General features: G+C 56.5%; 15 protein-coding genes, 1 tRNA gene and 1 rRNA gene. 7 read left to right on the plus strand and 10 right to left on the minus strand.

Annotation, left to right across the window (positions count from 1 at the left end; all coding sequences use genetic code 11):
• Positions 1 to 14 precede the first annotated feature (14 nt).
• Positions 15 to 130 (plus strand): 5S ribosomal RNA (gene rrf, locus ABJT94_RS18430).
• Between the two features lie 205 nt (positions 131 to 335).
• Here rrf and ABJT94_RS18435 read toward each other — a convergent pair.
• The 6 genes from ABJT94_RS18435 to ABJT94_RS18460 form a co-directional block, all read right to left on the minus strand.
• Entirely contained in the window at positions 336 to 2,507 is a 2,172-nt protein-coding gene (locus ABJT94_RS18435; RefSeq protein WP_348477824.1) for a LemA family protein, read from the minus strand.
• 137 nt (positions 2,508 to 2,644) lie between these two features.
• Positions 2,645 to 3,862: an extracellular solute-binding protein gene (locus ABJT94_RS18440; RefSeq protein ID WP_348477825.1), complete on the minus strand. Its 1,218-nt coding sequence runs from the start codon at positions 3,860 to 3,862 to the stop codon at positions 2,645 to 2,647.
• 143 nt (positions 3,863 to 4,005) lie between these two features.
• Positions 4,006 to 6,111, minus strand: coding sequence for an alpha-galactosidase (locus ABJT94_RS18445; RefSeq protein WP_348477826.1), 2,106 nt, complete (start codon positions 6,109 to 6,111; stop codon positions 4,006 to 4,008).
• A gap of 2 nt (positions 6,112 to 6,113) precedes the next feature.
• Positions 6,114 to 6,965: a carbohydrate ABC transporter permease gene (locus ABJT94_RS18450; protein ID WP_127554786.1), complete on the minus strand. Its 852-nt coding sequence runs from the start codon at positions 6,963 to 6,965 to the stop codon at positions 6,114 to 6,116.
• Between the two features lie 3 nt (positions 6,966 to 6,968).
• Entirely contained in the window at positions 6,969 to 7,796 is an 828-nt protein-coding gene (locus ABJT94_RS18455) for a sugar ABC transporter permease (protein ID WP_127556194.1), read from the minus strand.
• Between the two features lie 492 nt (positions 7,797 to 8,288).
• Positions 8,289 to 8,741, minus strand: coding sequence for a deaminase (locus tag ABJT94_RS18460; protein WP_213678511.1), 453 nt, complete (start codon positions 8,739 to 8,741; stop codon positions 8,289 to 8,291).
• 150 nt (positions 8,742 to 8,891) lie between these two features.
• Here ABJT94_RS18460 and ABJT94_RS18465 point away from each other — a divergent pair, with 150 nt between their 5' ends.
• Positions 8,892 to 9,911 carry an asparaginase gene (locus ABJT94_RS18465; protein ID WP_348477827.1) on the plus strand — a complete coding sequence of 340 codons (1,020 nt, stop codon included), beginning with the start codon at positions 8,892 to 8,894 and terminating at the stop codon, positions 9,909 to 9,911.
• A gap of 5 nt (positions 9,912 to 9,916) precedes the next feature.
• Here the strand turns inward: ABJT94_RS18465 and ABJT94_RS18470 are convergent, their stop codons facing one another.
• Positions 9,917 to 10,528 carry an HAD-IA family hydrolase gene (locus ABJT94_RS18470; protein WP_348477828.1) on the minus strand — a complete coding sequence of 204 codons (612 nt, stop codon included), beginning with the start codon at positions 10,526 to 10,528 and terminating at the stop codon, positions 9,917 to 9,919.
• Between the two features lie 90 nt (positions 10,529 to 10,618).
• A complete protein-coding gene (locus ABJT94_RS18475) occupies positions 10,619 to 11,506 on the minus strand; it encodes a TIGR01777 family oxidoreductase (protein ID WP_348477829.1) in 888 nt (295 codons plus the stop codon).
• 167 nt (positions 11,507 to 11,673) lie between these two features.
• Here ABJT94_RS18475 and ABJT94_RS18480 point away from each other — a divergent pair, with 167 nt between their 5' ends.
• The 3 genes from ABJT94_RS18480 to queF are packed head-to-tail and all read left to right on the plus strand — an operon-like array spanning position 11,674 to position 14,228.
• Positions 11,674 to 12,606 (plus strand): ABC transporter ATP-binding protein, encoded by a 933-nt coding sequence (locus tag ABJT94_RS18480; protein ID WP_348477830.1) that lies wholly within the window; start codon positions 11,674 to 11,676, stop codon positions 12,604 to 12,606.
• On the plus strand, positions 12,603 to 13,373 hold the full coding sequence (locus ABJT94_RS18485; protein WP_348477831.1) for an ABC transporter permease: 771 nt from the start codon (positions 12,603 to 12,605) through the stop codon (positions 13,371 to 13,373). Before ABJT94_RS18480 ends, ABJT94_RS18485 begins: the two co-directional genes overlap by 4 nt.
• A 24-nt stretch (positions 13,374 to 13,397) precedes the next feature.
• Positions 13,398 to 14,228, plus strand: a complete 831-nt coding sequence (queF, locus tag ABJT94_RS18490; RefSeq protein ID WP_348477832.1) for an NADPH-dependent 7-cyano-7-deazaguanine reductase QueF — start codon at positions 13,398 to 13,400, stop codon at positions 14,226 to 14,228.
• Between the two features lie 378 nt (positions 14,229 to 14,606).
• Here the strand turns inward: queF and ABJT94_RS18495 are convergent.
• Positions 14,607 to 14,694: transfer RNA gene (locus ABJT94_RS18495), tRNA-Ser, on the minus strand.
• A gap of 137 nt (positions 14,695 to 14,831) precedes the next feature.
• Positions 14,832 to 15,425, minus strand: coding sequence for a nitroreductase (locus ABJT94_RS18500; RefSeq protein WP_348477833.1), 594 nt, complete (start codon positions 15,423 to 15,425; stop codon positions 14,832 to 14,834).
• A 107-nt stretch (positions 15,426 to 15,532) separates the two neighbouring features.
• Here ABJT94_RS18500 and ABJT94_RS18505 point away from each other — a divergent pair, with 107 nt between their 5' ends.
• The gene (locus ABJT94_RS18505) at positions 15,533 to 17,029 is read left to right on the plus strand and encodes an adenylate/guanylate cyclase domain-containing protein (RefSeq protein ID WP_348477834.1); all 1,497 of its coding nucleotides are present in this window, start codon (positions 15,533 to 15,535) and stop codon (positions 17,027 to 17,029) included.
• A gap of 49 nt (positions 17,030 to 17,078) precedes the next feature.
• Entirely contained in the window at positions 17,079 to 18,410 is a 1,332-nt protein-coding gene (locus tag ABJT94_RS18510; RefSeq protein WP_348477835.1) for an amidase family protein, read from the plus strand.

Below are 18,410 nucleotides of genomic sequence, written 5' to 3' on the forward strand. Positions count from 1 at the left end.
GACCAACCAGTTTGCTTGACGACGATAGAGCTGTGGAACCACCTGATCCCTTGCCGAACTCAGAAGTGAAACGCAGCCTCGCCGATGGTAGTGTGGGGTCTCCCCATGTGAGAGTAGGTCATCGTCAAGCTTTTAATACCACCCCAGGCCAGCAATGGTCTGGGGTTTTTTATGCGTGTAGCTTTGGTTCGACAGACGATAGCCGACTCTCATGAGAGCACCGGTGCGTAGCGGGGGCGCGGAACGCGTCGCGCAGCGATGACGGGCACTGCTCGGCACCCCGAGTAGGTCATCCCAACCACCGAATAATCCTCTCTAACTATCCCAGACCATAGTTACTGCCTAAACAAAGCCTTCTCCTCAAACCCAAATGCCTTGGCCAATAAGAGGTCGGGAAAAGAATGAATTTGTGTGTTGTAGAGCTCAACGGCATCGTTATAGCCATTACGCAGCAACGCCAGATAATTCTCGGTGGTTTCGACCTGCTCCATAAACTCTGCTACCAGGGTGTTGGCCTTTAACTCCGGATACGCTTCCGACCGGACAATCAGCTGTAGATTGAGTGCCTTTACCTGATCGTTGTATTGATCAATCTGATCAGGGCTGTCACCTATCTCGGGGTTAGCTGTTCGAAGGTTTGCGAGTGCGGTCTGCAATTCCTGTTCATGCTTCATATAACCCTGCAAAACCTGATTAAGGCGTGGTATCAAATCGTGTCTTTTCTGCAGAACGGTGCGAATGTCTGCTTTCGTTTTGTCGCATCGATTGCGCAGAAAGATCAGGTCGTTGTAGTGAAGTACCAGGATATACAGGAACACAAACACCGGAATGAGCAAGGCGGTCAGCAGCAGGTCGGCTGGCGTCAGCGAGCCAGCGTACGCCAGTAGTATCAGGAACGCACTGAGCAGCAGGCCAAGACTGACGGAGGTAAACAGAAAGCCCTGGGCGCCTTTGCGTTGGATGAGGCGTTGCTCATCGAGTGTACTCACAATATAAGGTTGTTCGTTTTCATGCTGCAACGCCAGTCGGTCTGACCGGTTTGCATCGAGCCCGGCAAAACCCAGACAATAGAGCCTGGCATCGGGCGGTAACCAGGATTCTTTGTAACGGCGTCTGCCCTGGCGGCGAGTTACCGTATCCGAATAATGCATGGTGGCTTTTTCAGGGTATACCCAGACGCTGCCCGATTCATCGGTCAGCTCAAAGGGTAGGCGACGGTCAATCTCTTCCAGAGTGACCCAGCGGGACTTTTTGCCCGAGCCGCGTTTCTCTTCTTCCAGGTAGTGGAAGGCAACACAGGGGTTTTCGGTCAGTTTCGACGTTAGTGGTTCTGCCTGCAGGTCGACCTTCCCTTTAAGTTCTGCCAGCCCATAGCTCAGCCCCGTGGTAGCAGCGGTAGGCAAATGCTCAATTAGGCGCTTAAGCCTGATGCGCCTGATACCCAGCCACAGCAGTAAGATTGAAAAGCCTGCGCCGCCAATACTGGCTAGCAGAGTCACCCAGCCATTGTCGAAATGATTGCCTGGATAATTCGCCATGCGCTCTGCAACAGCCTGTCGCCGGGTTGAATCCAGACCCTCCGGCGCTGGAAAATAATCGGACGCCAGTTGTTGGAAGAACAGCCGGTCTGGCCAGGGTTCGGCGCCACGGGCTATTAACAATCGCATCGCCAGCAGGTCTGTTCGTTGTTCCAGGGTGGGTGATGAGCCGAGTGCCGTCATGCGGGTCTGGTACAGAGAGGCGGCGCGTTGCCAGTCCTGTTCGAGCTGATACAGGCCCTGGCCCCAGAGATAGACGATCATGATCACGGTCATGGCGCTGACGTAGAGAATAAAGCGGTGAACGCCCAGGCCGATCAGTACCAGGGCGATGCCGACAGATACCAGGCCGGCAGCCAGAGAGATGATCAGGGCCGCACGCAACAGGCTTTGCCCACCGGCAGCTTGCAAGCTGGAGTCGGTAATGGTCGCGGGCAAGTTAAAATTTAGAGTGTTGAATACCAGAGTCTGGTTCGAAGGCTGGAAGCGACCCAGCAGTTCGACTTGTTGCCCTTCGCTCAGGGTCCATTCCGAGTAGATCAGGTCGCCCTGGCGTTCTCGGTAGGTTCGTTGCACTGCCCAGTTGATGTTGCCGGTCGACAAGGTCGGGTCGATGCTCACATTGCCGCTATCGTCCGCCAACCTGAAACGGGTACTGCGTTGCCCAATATCGAGGGTTCGGGTGCGCAGGTCTCCGTCTGAATCCCGGTATTCTTCTTCCAGCAAGTACCGGACATACAAGACAGTTTGCCCGGAGTAGGGCGCCGTCAAGACGTTCGATTCGCGTTCTGTGCGACCGGCCACGGCGTAGGGGCCGTTGGCAAGAACAGCAATGGGTGACTGTGGTAGTCGCTCCATCTGCCGTGATTCGCTGAGAGTGGTAAAGCCCCAGTTGAAGCAGAGTGTTGCCAATAGCAGGCTGAGTGCACCCAGTACCAGTGCCAGCAAGCGTTTTAGCCAATAACCCATAGTCCATCCCTGTGATTCTCTGTTTCAGAATCATGGTAAAACAAGTGTTACTGATTATACACCGCTGCCTGCCGCGGAAAATCCGGGCATAAAAAAGGCGACCCGCAGGTCGCCTAATTGTGTGACAGTGAACGAACTTAGCGGAAGACGCGCTGACGAACCCGTTCCAGGTTGGTCAGAATGGCGTCCAGACGATCCGGGTTAACCATAAATTCCTGGAACCCTTTCATACCTTCAGCGGCCATGGCCGGATCGGTATCACGATCGTAGAACTGTGCCGTACCATCTGCTTCTGACAGCATTTCCAAACCCTGCTGCAGGAAGGTGTTGTCACCGGCTTCAGCGCTGGCATTAGGCGGCAGCTGGTTCAGACCCAGGTTGAGCTTGGTTTGCACGTCTGCCTGCGCAACGTAAGCCAGAAAACGCTTGGCGTCTTCCTTGTTACTCGCACGAGCAGGAATGTGCACGGTATCGGTCGGTGCATCTTCAAACATGCCGACGCTTGGATCGATCTGCGGGAACTGGAAGAAGTCGAAGTTAGAACCTTCCGGGAAGCTCGGCGTCAGGAAGTTACCCATCAGGTACATGCCCGCTTCGCCATTAAGCAGGGGAGCTTGCGCTTCCTGCCAGCTATAAGAAGCGTGGTTTTCCAGGAAGTAGCCCGCATCAATCAGTTGGCGCCAGTTTTCGAAGGTCGCACGGACACGCTCATCGGTGTAGGGGATTTTTCCGTCCATCAGGTCGATGTGGAAATCCAGACCGTTGGTGCGCAGGTTCAGGTAGTCAAACCAGCCGGCGGCCGTCCACAGAAATTTGGTGCCGATGGTGATTGGGGTGTAGCCGTTGTCCTTGAGCGTCTGGTTGACGTTCATGAACTCGTCCCAGGTTTGCGGTTCGCTGAGGCCCAGTTCATCAAAAATATCGGCGTTGTAGTAAATGCCCCATTGATAGTAGGTGGCCGGAACACCGTATTGCTCGCCTTCAACGCTCATGGATGCCCGAGTGGAGGCAAAAGTGCGATCCATGTTGTTGTCGGCCCAGACGTCTGAAACAGGTTCAAACAGACCACGGTCGACAAAATACTTCATCCGGTTGCCGGCGAACCAGAACACGATATCCGGTGGGGAGGTTACCAGCCAGTTGCGAATCGCGCTTTTGTAGCCCTCGTGGTCGTATTCGTTTAGCCGCACCTCGATATCCGGGTTGGCGGCTTCGAAATCGGCAATGATTTCTCCCCAGGCGGCCTTGGGCGCCGGGTCAGACTGGTTGGAGTTGATGACTAGCGTACCAGCACTGGCCTGGGTCATGAATAAGGCCCCGATGGCACTGGCTGTCAGTAAGGTTTTCAGTTTCATAGCCTCGTCCTTCTTTTTTGTTGTGATACATCTGGGGCGAGCCCCATTTCAATGTGTCACCGGTATGCCGGTGACACGGTTCTTCGCGCTTAAGCGCTTTCTTTTGCGTCGCTGGCCGGGGCCAGCGCATCAAATCGAGTTAACTAATCTTCAGTCAGAGCCAGCACCAGCAAACTGTCGGGGTCCATAACTGGCAATGGCAGTCCCACTTTCATCAGGCTCTCACCGTTTATCCTTACTTTATCGTGGGTCATCCAGGCTGGGCGTGTTTTCATCAAGTGGCCTGTTTTTACGGACTGAAGGATGATCGAGAGTCGATAATGTTTTTCGGGCTGTAGTTCTAAAAGTTGCAGTGATCCCGGAACCGACAACTCGGGCATGTCTTGCTGAAACACACTGATCAGGTGATGCGGTGCAGCAGCGGCCTGAAAGGCGATCTGATTCGGATCTACAGGCTGCAGGGAACGGCGAATTCCGCTGTGGATAACCGGTCGCCATTCCTTGTGCAGGGCAATGGCATTTGTCAGTGCTTGTCGGTCTGCATCGTTGAGATGACGAACATCCCATTCGATGCCCATGTGTCCGAACAGGGCGGTACCCGCTCGAACTTCTGTCGTGTGCTGACGGCCGGTGGTGTGGCTGTGCGGTGGACCAATGTGGCTGCCGAGCACTTCGGCCGGAAAAAACAGGGCGGCCCATTGCTGCATGCGTTGCCGCTCGTGCGCGTCGTTGCAGTCGCTCAGCCAGAATCGATGAGTATGCTGCAGAATGCCGTAATCCATTCGGGCACCGCCGGACGCACAGGATTCAATTTCGACGTCCGGATGCGCATTACGCAATTTTGCGAGCAAGGCATAGAGGGCTTCTGTCTGGCGGAAGGTCGCAGCCTGGCCCCGAGCATCAGCTGCCTGTACCAGGTCGCGATTCATGTCCCACTTAAGGTAGGTAATGGGGTATTCGCTGAGCAAAGCGCTCAGGTGTTCAAACAGGTAGGTTTGAACCTCCGCCCGAGTCAGATCCAATACCCGCTGCTGACGCGCCAGAGGCTGATGCTGACCATTGATGGCGAGCACCCATTCCGGGTGATTGCGATACAGGTTGGAATCCGGATTTACCATTTCAGGCTCAACCCAGAGACCGAACTCAAGACCGGTGCGTTGCAGGGTTGCTGCAAGAGGGTGCAGTTTTTCCGGGTAGATGCTTTCGTCGACCGTCCAGTCGCCAAGCCCCGACGTATCGTCGCGACGCCCCTGAAACCAGCCATCGTCGAGTACGTAACGCTCAGCACCAACGGCAGCGGCGGTCTCGGCCAGGTCATCCAGCGCCTGCTGGGTATGATCGAAGTAAATCGCTTCCCAGGTATTGATATGAACCGGGCGTGGACCGTTGCCGGGCCAGTTCAGGAGGTTACTGCGTACAAATTGCTGGAAATTAGCAGCGATACCATTGAAGCCGGATGACGATCGGGTGGCGTAGAGTACCGGCGCGGTAAAGTGCGCGCCGGGCTCGAGCCGCATTTCACCGGGCAGCAAGTGCGCTCCGGCCTGAAACTGGGTGTGGCCTTGCTGATTTCGTTCAACGCGTAGGCGGTGGTTGCCGCTCCAGCCCAGGTGAAATGCACAGACGTCGCCCTGTTCCGACGTAAACCCCGGAGTCCCGGTGAGCAGACCTGGAAAGTGGTCGTGCGAGGTACGGCCTTTGAGGTTGGTCAGTTCCAGTGCGCCAATGGGCAGTGCTTGACGGCGCGGCTGAAATTCGTTGACCCAGCGGCCTGTAAACGACAGAACGTCGTTGTGCTCACGAGGCAGTGGCCAGGTGGTTAGCCACTGCTCCAGGGCGAGCTCGGCATCGCTCTGGTTGGTCAGGGTAGTATGGATAGACAGTACATCGGTCGCTGTATCCAGGGTGACCTTCCAGTTGAGCCGGACCAGGCCTGAACGACTGACGAGCACGAAGGCCAGTTCAGCATCTGTTGCCTGAGTGGCGGTCAATTGCCACTGCTCGGCCCAGCCCCGGCCATGCTGATGCGAACGCAATGCGGGTTCCAGAAAGGTACCGTCGGCCAATGTCGGCGCGATACTCAGTGGCCGGACTTCATCCAAACCAGCCTGGGGCAGCGCCGGTTGCCACAATACAGGATCCGGCGACTGATGCAGTCGGGCGCCCCAGTAGCGAACGACAGGCGCATCGTCAGGCTGTGCCTCGATCAGCAGGGTAGACCGCTCTGAATGCAGTACGTGAACCGTCATGTTTACCCCTTGGTTGCGCCCAGCGTCAGGCCGGCAATGAAGTGGCGTTGCATGGCGAAAAACAGAATTACTGGTGGCAGTGCAGCCACAATGGAGCCCGCTGAAATCAGTTGCCAGGAAGCCAGCCATTGGCCTCGCAACGCACTGATGCCTGCGGTTATTGGCCTGACCTCATCGCTTTGAACCAGCACCAGCGCCCAGAAGTAGTCGTTCCAGATGAAGGTGAAAATCAGCACCGAGAGGGCCGCCAGTGCTGGCCGAACCAGCGGCAACACGATCTTGGTGAAAATCTGCCATTCACTGGCGCCCTCAAGGCGGCAGGATTCAAACAATTCATCCGGTAAGCCGACGATAAAATTACGCATAAACAGCGTGCAAAAGCCGGTCTGGAATGCGGTGTGGAAGATAATCAGTGCCCAGATGGTGTCGTACAGGCCGGTTTGAATGGTGAGGTCGCGAACCGGGATCATCAGAATCTGGAACGGAACAAAGTTCCCCCCGATAAAGACGGCAAAGATGGCGATGCGCCCCCGGAATTTGTACTTGGCCAGGGCAAAGCCAGCCATGGTGGCCAGACCGACCGAAAAGATCATGACTGGTACTGTGATCAGCACGCTGTTCAGCAGGTAGCGACCCATGTTGGTCCGGGCGAAGACTTCGGTGTAGTTCTCGATCAGCATCCACTGCTCGGGCCAGCCCCAGTAGTTGCCGGCATTGATGTCGGCAATGGAGCGCACCGAGGTCATCATGATGGCGGCCAGTGGCAGCAGCCAGATCAGTATGGTCAGCGGCAGTGCGACCTTGTAGCTGATCTGGGTAAAGCGGGACGTTTGTTGTATGGGAGTCGGAAACATGTTTTATCCTCGTTCCGCACGCAGCATGCGCCACAGGAAAAATGCGATGTACACCAGCATCAGCAGGAACAAAACGGTCGCGATGGCGGCACCGTACCCCATGCGGTAACTGAAGATGGACTGCTCGTACATAAAGAAGGCCAATACCGTGGTACTGCCATAGGGGCCACCCCCGGTCATTGTGGCGACCAGGTCAAAGGAGCGCAGCGCACCGATGACGGTAACCACCACGGCAATGAAGGTCGCCGGGCGCAATTGCGGAATGATGACTTTCCACAGCATGCTCCAGCCGTGGGCACCGTCCATGCGGGCTGCTTCGATCTGGTCCGGGCTCAGGTTGTTCAGGCCGGTGAGGTAGAGAATCATGGTGTAGGCGATTTGCGGCCAGAGACCGGCGGCAATGATGCCGTAAGTGGCCATTGATTCGCTGGCAAGAATGGGCAGGGGTTCGAACCCAAAGATGCCAATAATGTCTTGCAGCAGGCCGGAACTCGGGTCGTAAAACCAGGAGAAGACCACCCCGACGATGACCTGGGAGATGACAAAGGGAAAGAAAAACAACGATTTGACGGCGCGTATGCCCAGCACCTGCTGGTTCAGGAAGAGAGCGACGCCCAGACCGATGGGAACGGCCAGCATAAAGAAGAGCAGCCAGAGGACGTTGTTCCACAGGGCTGTCCAGAACTGGGGGTCGTCCATCAGTTCTGCGTAGTTGCCAAAACCGATGAAGACTTTATCGCCAATGCCGTCCCAGTCGAAAAAACTGATCCAGATGCTTTGAAAGATAGGAATGATGACATAAACAGCGAACAGCAACATGGCAGGCAACATAAACAGCCATGGCGTCAGTGCATGCCATCTGCTTTGACCAGATGTCTCCTGCACGTGCAATACCTCGTTTACTTTCTTGTGGTTATTTTTAGCGACTGTGACCGACGCTTTTAATTCTAGATTGGAAGAGAGTATGAGCACGCTTGGTAACGTTTTCAAGAAAATTTTTTAAGAAAGTGATCAAGCTTGAAGAACAAGGCTGATAGCCCCGCATAGTGCAGGATGGGGAATTGGAGCTGATGGCTGAAATCGTTTTCTTGGAGGGAAAGTGTTGTCGTCTCAGCTGTACCAGCAGGAGTCTGTTACCGGTAGCCACAGCCGGTGCGCTGATGCCTGAGATGAGGGATGCAAGGCTGATATTGAGGTGCCAGGACAAAGGCTGATCTGGCGGAAACTCGCTGCTTTCGGGGAGCGGCACCTCTGCGTGGCAGCCGGGGAAAAGCACCGATCATTCGCCGGTGCTGACCGACCGGCTATTGACTGGCCGATTCGTCAGGCAGGTTGTCCAGCCAGTGGTTCCTTGACCCAGTGTACCTGGACTCCGGCTTCTTCAAACATGGATTCACTGATGGTGATTTTTTCTCCCCAGCGCGACAGAAAGTCTTCGGTCTGAACCGGGCAGTGCACCATGGTAATGCCGGTTTGAATGATCTTGGCGGCGCAATTTGGGCAGGGGAAGTGCGTGACCCAGATTTCACAGTTGGCCAGATCCCGCTTGGCAAAAAGGATGGCATTTTCTTCGGCGTGAATGGTTTTGGCGTATTTCATCTCGCGGTCATCGGTGTCGGCACGGTCTGACACACCGTGCGGGTAACCGTTGAAGCCCAGCGACACGACCCGGTTGCCCTGTGTTATCACCGCACCTACCTGCGTAGACGGGTCTTTGCTCCAGGAGCCGACCAGCTCCGCCATCTGGAAAAACCGCTGTGCCCACTTGCTCGCCATACGTTGCTCCTTTTTGCCGGGAAAGTACCGTGAATCAGTTTACCGGTGTGGCGCGATGCTGTCCCGTTGGATCCGGTAATTCGTACTCGTCTCTGCCGAATTTTGGTACTGTGACCGTCCTTTCGTTGTTAGTCGCTGGAGTTCAAATTCATGTCAGCCAACCCTGTTCTGGTCGAAGTGGTTCGTGGTGATGCCGTTGAAAGTACCCATCGCGGGCGGGCAGTAATCGTGCGCAGCAGCGGTGAGACGCTGTGGTCCCTGGGGGATGTGAATGCGCTGACGTATCCGCGCTCGTCGATTAAGGCATTCCAGGCCTTACCCATGGTGGCCAGTGGTGCCGCCAAAGCCTTTGGCTTTACGCCAGCGGAACTGGCGCTGACCTGCGCCTCGCATAATGGCGAGGCGCTTCACACGAACACGGCCCTGGCGATGTTGGAAAAGCTGGAATTGTCCGAGCCGGCGCTGGAATGTGGGGCACACTGGCCCATGCAACAGCAGGCGCTGATCGACCTGGCCTGGGATCGGCAAATGCCGGGAGCCAGACACAACAACTGCTCTGGCAAGCATGCCGGCATGTTGGCCATGGCCCGTCATATGGGCTGGGACATCGAGGGCTATATTGAAGTGGATCATCCGGTGCAAATCGCCATTCGCGAGTGCATTGAAACCTGTTGTGATGTCCGTCTCGAAGGGGCGCCTGTGGCGCCAGATGGCTGCAGCGTTCCTACCTGGGCCATGCCACTGAAAAACCTGGCCCTCGGATTTGCCCGCTTTGGCGACCCGGATCAGCTGCCAGGCATGTATCAGCAGTCAGCCCTGCAACTGTACGACGCGGCCGTCAGCGAACCGGTGATGGTGGCCGGTACCGGTCGTTATTGCAGTGAAGTGATGGCGGAATTGAATGGCAGAGCGTTTCTTAAAGTGGGTGCCGAAGGGGTCTACATCGCGGCTATTCCGGAATTGAATGCCGGCATCGCCCTGAAAATGGATACTGGATCATCGCCAGCGGCCGAAACCGCCCTCACGGCTATACTGGCCCGGCTCGGGCTGCCCGTCAGTGAAATGCGAATGGCGCCGGAAATCCGTAACTGGAACCAGCGTCTGACCGGTTACTGGCGACCGGTCGACACGAGTTTTTCCAGTCTGTCACCGCTTTCCCGGCGGGCATAGAGTCATCAGCCGGCCAGGAAATAGTCGTTGATGAACTGAAACTCAGTACGTACGTCCACCGCTCTCATGCCAGCAGCCCTGGCGGCTTCAAGCCCGAGATCTGCATCTTCAAAGACGACACAGTCGCCCGGTTCGCATCCCAGGTGTGCAGCACAGGCCAGAAAGGTATCCGCTGCAGGCTTGGGGTGCGTTACCTGATCGGCACCGACGACGATGTCGAATAGCGCTAAAATACCGCAGTGCTTCAGGATTCCACGCGCTTCGGCGGTGTAGGCACCCGTTCCCACGGCCATGGGCAAGACCCCAAACTGCTGGCGGGCCAGCTCTGCCAGTGGTGTGGCCTTAACGTAGCGGGGGGCCAAATCGGCGACCAAAGCCTCCTTGAAGGCGTTCATTTCCTCCACCGGGGCACTCAGCGGATGCCCGGTTTCCGCAGCTACCCGCAGCAAGGTTTCACGCGTGGGAACGCCGGCCAGGCTATGCATCAGTCGGGCATTTACCGGAAGATTGTACTTGGCTAACGTTTCCCGCCAGGCGATTTCATGCAACGGGCCGCTTTCGACCAGGGTGCCATCCATATCAAAAACAAGGCCGCGAAACGGCGTGACATCAAACATTGTGTGTTCCTGAACGACGTGGTGGCCCGGTTTATTAACAGTCAGCCGGGCTGTTGAAGGGCGGGAGTATACGGCAAATCGGAACGCTAATCAGTGCGCGCCAAACAGATCGTGCAAGGCCGATTCCAGATCCGGAAATGCAAAGTTAAAGCCTTGCTCCTTTAACCGGGCGGGGATCACCCATTGGCCATTTAGCACCAGGTCAGCCAGTTCGCCCATACCCAAGCGCAAAGTCGCTGCTGGTACTTTCAGCCAATAAGGGCGGTGCAACTGCCGGGCCAGTGTGCGGCTGAACGTATCCTGTGATACCGGCCCGGGTGCCGTTAGATTGAAAGCTCCGGTATGGCGCTGTTCCTGCAACCAGATGACCGCTGCGAGCCAGTCGGCTTCATGAACCCAGGATTGACCCTGATTCCCCTTGCCCAGTCTGGCCGCCAGACCCAACCGGGCAGGCAGCGCCAGCTGTTTCAACAACCCGCCCCGGTTGCTGAGCACCAGACCGGTTCTGATCAGGGTGATGTTGTCTATGTGCGCCTGGCTTGCCAGAGCACTGTCTTCCCAGTCAGCCACCATGCGGGCGGAAAAATCTGACCCGGCTGATGACTGTTCCGTAACTGTCTCAGTGGTGGAACCGTAGTAACCAATGGCGGAGCCGCTAATAAGGTGGTCTATGCGGTATTGTGCGGCCGATAGCGGAGCGAGCAGGGAGTTGGTGAAGCCGATGCGCGAGTCTCGTAATAGTTGCTTGCGTTTGGCCGACCATCGCCCTCCGGCAATACTGGCCCCGGCGAGATTGATGGCCAGGTCAAAATCTCCGGTCAGTTCACTGGGCGCCCGAATCTGGGTTAAGTGCCTGGCCAGATCACTGGGTACGGGAGTGCTGTGTACCAGTCCCCAGACCTCGTGTCCGTGTTGGGAATAATGCCGCGCGAGTTGCGAGCCCAGCAGGCCAGTGACACCGGTAATCAGGACTTTCATCTTGGCTCCATTGAAATAATGACTTTAGCAACCACTTATACGCACCACATTGCCGGTCAGGTTGCCTGATCACCCAGCATAGCAGCAAAGATTCATTCGCCGTGCCACCAAGATCACCCTTCTGATCCGGGCGCCGCGTGGCGACTGACTACCAGAACAGGACTTTCATGACTAAAGCGCTCGAAATCCAACAGCTTCGCAAGGTCTATGACAATGGTTTTGTCGCCCTGAAGGGCATCGACCTGAGCGTTGAAGAGGGCGATTTCTTTGCCCTGCTCGGCCCTAACGGGGCCGGTAAATCCACCACCCTGGGCATCGTGTCCTCCCTCGTTAATAAAGGCGAAGGCACTGTGAAGGTGTGTGGCTTTGATCTGTCGACCGAGCGAGAAGCCGTAAAGCGCAGCCTCGGTGTCGTGCCTCAGGAATTCAACTTCAACTCCTTCGAAAAAGTGCAGGACATCATCATCCAGCAAGCGGGCTACTATGGTCTCAAGCGAAAGCTGGCTGAAGCCCGGTCTGAAACCTACCTGAAACAGCTGGATTTGTGGGACAAGCGCGACGTGCCGGCGCGCATGCTCTCCGGAGGCATGAAACGACGCCTGATGATTGCCCGGGCGCTGGTGCATGAGCCCCGCATGCTGATTCTGGATGAACCGACCGCTGGCGTCGATATCGAGATTCGCCGGTCCATGTGGGCGTTTCTAAAGCGGCTGAACAAGCAAGGTACAACCATTATTCTGACGACCCACTATCTTGAAGAAGCGGAAAGCCTCTGCCGCAACATCGCCATCATCGATAACGGCGAAATCGTGGCGCAGGCACCAACAAAAATCCTGTTGAAAGGCAAGCAACGTTCAACCTATGTCGTCGATGTGCGGGGCACTTTGACCATTGCCCCTGAACTGGATGGTTTCAGCAGCCGGCTGTTGGACGAACACAGCATCGAGTTCGATCTGAGTCGTGAGCAAACTCTGAATGAGGTGTTTTCCCAATTGGAAGCCAAGGGGTTGGAAGTTGTCAGCATTCGGCCGAAGACGAACCGGCTAGAAGAGCTCTTTGTTGACCTGACCACCCACAGTAAACAGGAGGCCGACGCGTGAATCATCCGTACTGGGTCGCTTTTTCGGCCATTGTTTATAAAGAAGTTCGCCGTTTTACCCGTATCTGGATGCAAACCCTGTTGCCACCGGCTATTACCATGGTGTTGTACTTCATTATATTCGGCAATCTGATTGGTAGCCGCATCGGTACCATGGACGGTTACGATTACATGCAGTTCATCGTCCCCGGCCTGATCATGATGACCGTTATCACCAACAGTTACGGTAACGTCAGTTCCAGCTTTTTCTCGAACAAATTTCAAAAATCCATTGAAGAACTGATGGTGGCACCGGTTCCGAACTGGGTCATTATGCTCGGCTTCGTGGTCGGCGGTGTTGCTCGTGGGTTGGCCTGTGGCTTTATTGTGACACTACTGAGCCTGTGGTTTACCGACCTGCAAGTGCACAACGCCTTTGTCACGATCAGTGTTATTTTGCTGACGGCTGTTGTCTTCTCAACCGCCGGTCTCATCAACGCAATTTTTGCCACCAAGTTCGATGATGTCACCATCGTGCCCACCTTCATTCTGACGCCACTGACGTATTTGGGAGGTGTGTTTTACTCGGTGTCACTGTTGCCCGACTTCTGGCAATGGGTCAGCAAGCTCAACCCGATTCTGTACATGGTAAACACCTTCAGATATGGCATTATCGGGCACAGCGACATACCGGTGCTGGCGGCCTATGGAATGTTGATGATGTTTGTTGCCCTGCTGATGAGCTGGGCACTCTACCTGTTGCACACCGGGCGAGGCCTGCGCAGCTAATATGTTTGACGACGGAGACTGACCATGGCTACCCCTGAAGCTTCACCGCTGGGAAAGACCAGCGACTACATCGATCACTACGATGCGAGCCTGCTGTTTCCGATAGAGCGACAGGGCAAGCGTGATGAAATCGGCATCGACTCGCAACAGCTTCCCTTTCGTGGCGTTGACGTGTGGAATGCGTATGAGTTGTCCTGGTTGAACAATCGCGGCAAGCCACTGGTGGCTATGGGTGAGGTATTTATACCGGCGGAGTCTCCGCGGCTGATTGAGTCCAAATCGTTCAAGCTGTATCTGAATTCGTTTAACCAGACCCGGTTTGACAGCGTGCGCGCCGTGGCCGAGCTTATGGAGCGTGATCTGTCGGCAGCCGCAGGAGCACCGGTGCGGGTAACACTGGTACCCCTGAATCAGATGGGCCACAGCGCAGACATCACCACGTTGCCTGGTGATTGCCTGGATGAACTCGACATCGAGATTGAACACTACCAGACCAAGCCCGATTTGTTGCAAGCAGACGCAACCCGGGATGTCGAGGAAGTGCTGCACAGCCATCTGCTGAAATCCAATTGCCTGGTAACAGGCCAGCCAGATTGGGGCAGTGTGGTCATTGATTACCGCGGCCCGCGCATCGATCGTGAATCATTGCTGAAGTATCTGATTTCGTTTCGCCAGCACAATGAGTTTCATGAACAATGCGTTGAGCGGATCTTTCAGGATTTGAGCCAGCATTGTGGCTGTGAACGTTTGACCGTTTATGCGCGTTATGTTCGGCGGGGTGGATTGGATATTAATCCGTACCGGTCGAATGATGATTCGTTTGTGGTGGATAACAGGCGGTTGGTGCGGCAGTAAGCGTATCATTGGTTAGGGCTGTAACGGGAAGGATTGGCCGGGGCACATCCATATGCCCCGCACTGCGTGCGCCTGCGGCGGCCCTGAAGACTCCTGGCATTCAGTTGAACCGGAGGGTTCGTCCACACCGCCCGCACGGCTGGGATTCCACAAAAAAGCCCCCACTCCTTGCGGATGTGAATTGACTCGATAGCGGAGGCTGACCCGGTAGGGATTGGCCGTGGCACATCCCTGTGCCCCGCACTGCGTGCGCCTGCGGCGGCCCTGAACGCTTCTTGCGTTCAGTCGAACCGGAGGGTTCGTCCACACCGCCCGCACGGCCGAGATTCCACAAAAAAGCCCCCGATCCTTACGGAGCGGGGGCTTTTTTGTGGAATCTGGCGGTGAGGGAGGGATTCGAACCCTCGATACGTTTCCGTATACACACTTTCCAGGCGTGCGCCTTCAGCCACTCGGCCACCTCACCAACATGGTTGTTTGCACAGTGGCAAACAACGGCGGCGAAGGTTATAGGATGGCTGGTCGTTTTGCAAGTTTTTGAGGTAAAACAACCAGTTAGGTCTGAAGTAGCGCGGTCCCTGTGACCGCGCTGTGCGGGGTTGCTCAGGTCGGGAGTGGGCTGATGAAATCGGCGGGGTCCAGGGCCGGAACGGGCTTGTCTTCGCCTGAAGGCGTGCCGAGGTAGATGAAGCCGACTATGTGGTCGGTTGCCGTCAGTCCGAGAGTCTGCTTGAGCGCGGGGCTGTAGGCAGGTGCGCCGGTGCGCCAGACGGCACCTATACCGAGGGCGTGGGCGGCGTTGATCAGGTTGGTAACGGCGGCGCCGGTGGCAAGTACCTGCTCGATCGCTGGGACTTTTGGGTGTTCGCTTATCTTTGCCCAGGCGATCAGCACGAGGGGAGCCCGCAGAGGGCTATTGAGGAGTTTCTGATATTGCTTGTCGGCCAGGTCGGGGTCGTCTTGCCGGGCGCTGTGGGCCATGTGCTCACCCAGGCGGGTGCGGTCGTCGCCGCTGACTTCAATGAACCGCCAGGGGCGCAGCCAGGCGTGGTCTGGTGCGCGCATCGCTGCCCGGTATAGGTCGGCAAGTTGGGCCTGGCTGGGCCCGGGTTCGGTCAGCCGCGGGTGTGAAACCCGCTGTTGAAGCAAGGCCAGTGCCGGGTGTATTGAGGTATTGGTATTAGGGCTTTGGGTCATGGTCCACTCAGTGATTTAACGCACATTTTCAGTTATCGTACCCATCTGATTTGTTTAACATAAGCCCTTGAGCCTACTGGGGTTGCTACTGGATGCAGAAACGGCACATGGCCACTGACAATAAAAAGAATGGCACACCCAAGCCGTCGGCCCCCATTCGAGGGCGTCGGGCAACAGACCCGAAAGGCAAGGTGCCCACCCGGAGCACAGATAGCCAATCGGTTGCTGACATTGAACTGACCGATGATTTTACCGTGCTTCCGATCTCGGCCGAGTTCAATTCCCGCTCGCTGATCTACCTGACTCTGGCCGGCACCCTGGTCAGTATTTTGTATGCGGGTCAGATTTCCAATCAGTTCTCGATCATTGTCGGGTTCTGTTTGCTGTACCCAACCCTGATCCGCTTTCTCAGCCTTCCCATGCGCCGGCGCTTCCCGAAGCATGTCGGTTATACGCTGATGTTGTTCGATGCGTTTTTTATCGGTGCCATCCTGGTTGCCATGGGGTCACCGCTGGTGCCGACCATGCTGTTGCTGATCATGGCCAATGCCAGTTTCATCTGTGTGGGGCGAACCTCGTCGTACGTGCTGTGTTTGCTGTTTGTGGCGCTGGGCGCGGGGGTGATGTACTTAATTGAACCGCAGCCTATCTTCACTGAAACCACGGTGCTAACCAATGTGATTGCGGCCTTCGGCGCTGGCCTGCATGTCAGTGTGAATGCCTACTACACGGCGCAGCAAGCCCGTTACCTGAAAATGACGCGACAGGAGCTTCAGCGCCAGAGCCAGCAATACCGGGGGCTGTCTCAAAAGTTGTCGAAATACCTGTCGCCGCAAGTCTGGGAGACCATTTTCCGGGGCAAGCGAGATGTGAAACTGGAAACCCAGCGCAAGCGGCTGGTGGTATTTTTCTCCGACATCAAAGGATTTTCCGAGATCTCGGAAATGATGGAAGCCGAAGCGCTGACCGAACTGATCAACACCTACCTCACCGAAATGAGTCGTGTCGTCATGAAATACGGCGGCACCATCGACAAGTTTATTGGCGATGCCATCATGGTGTTCTTTGGCGACCCGGAATCCAAGGGGGTTCGCAAGGATGCCCTGGCGTGCGTGTCCATGGCGATCGAAATGCGCAAGCTGATGCGAATATTGCGACAGCGCTGGCGGGCGCAGGGTATCCAGCACCCGCTGGAAATTCGCATGGGCATTAACAGTGGTTATTGTACCGTGGGCAACTTTGGTGCCGAGACCCGGATGGATTACACCATTCTCGGCAAGGAGGTTAACCTGGCCTCCAGGCTCGAATCTTCTGCAGAGCCTGGTGAAATTCTGGTTTCCTATGAAACCTATGCGCTGATAAAAGACACCATTCTGTGCCGCGAGAAAGGCCGGATAAATGCCAAGGGGTTTTCCCGTCCCGTGCCGGTCTATCAGGTCGTCGATTTCCGCAAGGACCTGGGCGCCCGTCACAGTTACACCGAAGTGGATCTGGAAGGGTTTTCGCTGTCGATGGACGTTGAAAAAGTGCGCAACTATGACCGAGACCGCATTATGGATGCCATCGACAAAGTCAAACAATCACTCAACAATCTTACGCCCTGAGCGGGGCAACCGGCGTTCTGCTCCGGTCGCCTGACCCTGGAGCCCTCTCATGTCAATTCAGTTTCCAACTGCACTCCAACTCGGTGAAGCCATCGCACAAGGCGAGGTGAGCCCGGTCGAGTTGGCCGAACAAGCGCTCCAACAGGCAGACCAATACCCCGCCATTTATTTGAAGGTTCTGCATGACCGGGCTCGCCGCGAAGCGGAGCAATCGGCGTGGCGACAAGCGCATCGTTGTCGTCTGGGCCCTCTGGATGGCGTGCCGATCGCCTGGAAGGATTTGTTCGATGTGGCCGGTGAAGTCACCACCGCCGGGGGGCGGGTGTTCAGTGAACCGGCGTCGAGGGATGCCGATGTTGTGCACCGGGCCGGCCAGGCAGGCCTGGTGAGCATCGGCAAGACGAATCTGACAGAACTGGCATTTTCCGGTTTGGGCATGAACCCGCACTACGGCACACCGGATGCAACGCCTGGCAGCGGTGAACCCCGCGTACCCGGCGGCTCCAGCAGCGGCTCGGCCGTTGCCGTTGCCAAGGGTCTGGTTCCGGTCGCGGCGGGTACCGATACCGCCGGTTCGCTGCGCATACCCGCGGCTTTTAATGGATTGGTGTCCTACCGGCCGACGACTGGCCAACACTCGACCCGCGGCGTGGTGCCCCTGGGGCGCAGCCTGGATACGCCGGGCGTCATTGCACGAACGCTGGACGACTGCCTGGCGGTGGACGACGCCTTTCGCGGCCAGGGCACTGAGCCTCGCCGGCCTCTGGCATCCGACCAGGTAACCGTCGTGCTGGATGAACAGGCACTGGACGATGACCGTCTGGATGAGGCAGTCCGGTTGGCAATACGAGAGTACGCCGATCAGCTGGAATCGAAGGGCATCCGAGTGGTGCGCAAGGCAGTGCCGGTTGTCGGGCAATGTCATCAGCTAACCGCCCGGTATGGCTGGCTGGGGGGGTACGAAGCTCTGGCTGAATATAAGGAATTGCTCGAAAGGGTACCGGCAGACCGGTTTGACCCGCGCGTCAGGGACCGGATTCTGGCGTTTGAGCAGCGTTCTCCGGCCGATGTGGTGTGTTTGTATCGTGAACGGCGCGCTCTGCAGCAGGCATTAAAAGAGCAGTTGGGTTCGGCTGTGTTGCTGTCACCGACGGTGGCGCAAACGGCCCCTATACTGGCGCCGTTGTTACAGGATGATGAAGCCTACCGGGCGGCCAATACTGCCTGCCTGCGATTAAGCATGGTCGCCAGTTTGCTCGACAGCCCGGCTATTACTTTACCCGCCGGGGTGGACTCGAATGGGCAGCACATGGGCGTTCAGTTGACGGGGCTGGCGGGTCAGGATGAGCATCTAAAACGAGCTGTGCTGGCTTGCCAGTAG

This window comes from Saccharospirillum sp. (assembly GCF_039982735.1).
Classification (GTDB): domain Bacteria; phylum Pseudomonadota; class Gammaproteobacteria; order Pseudomonadales; family Natronospirillaceae; genus Saccharospirillum.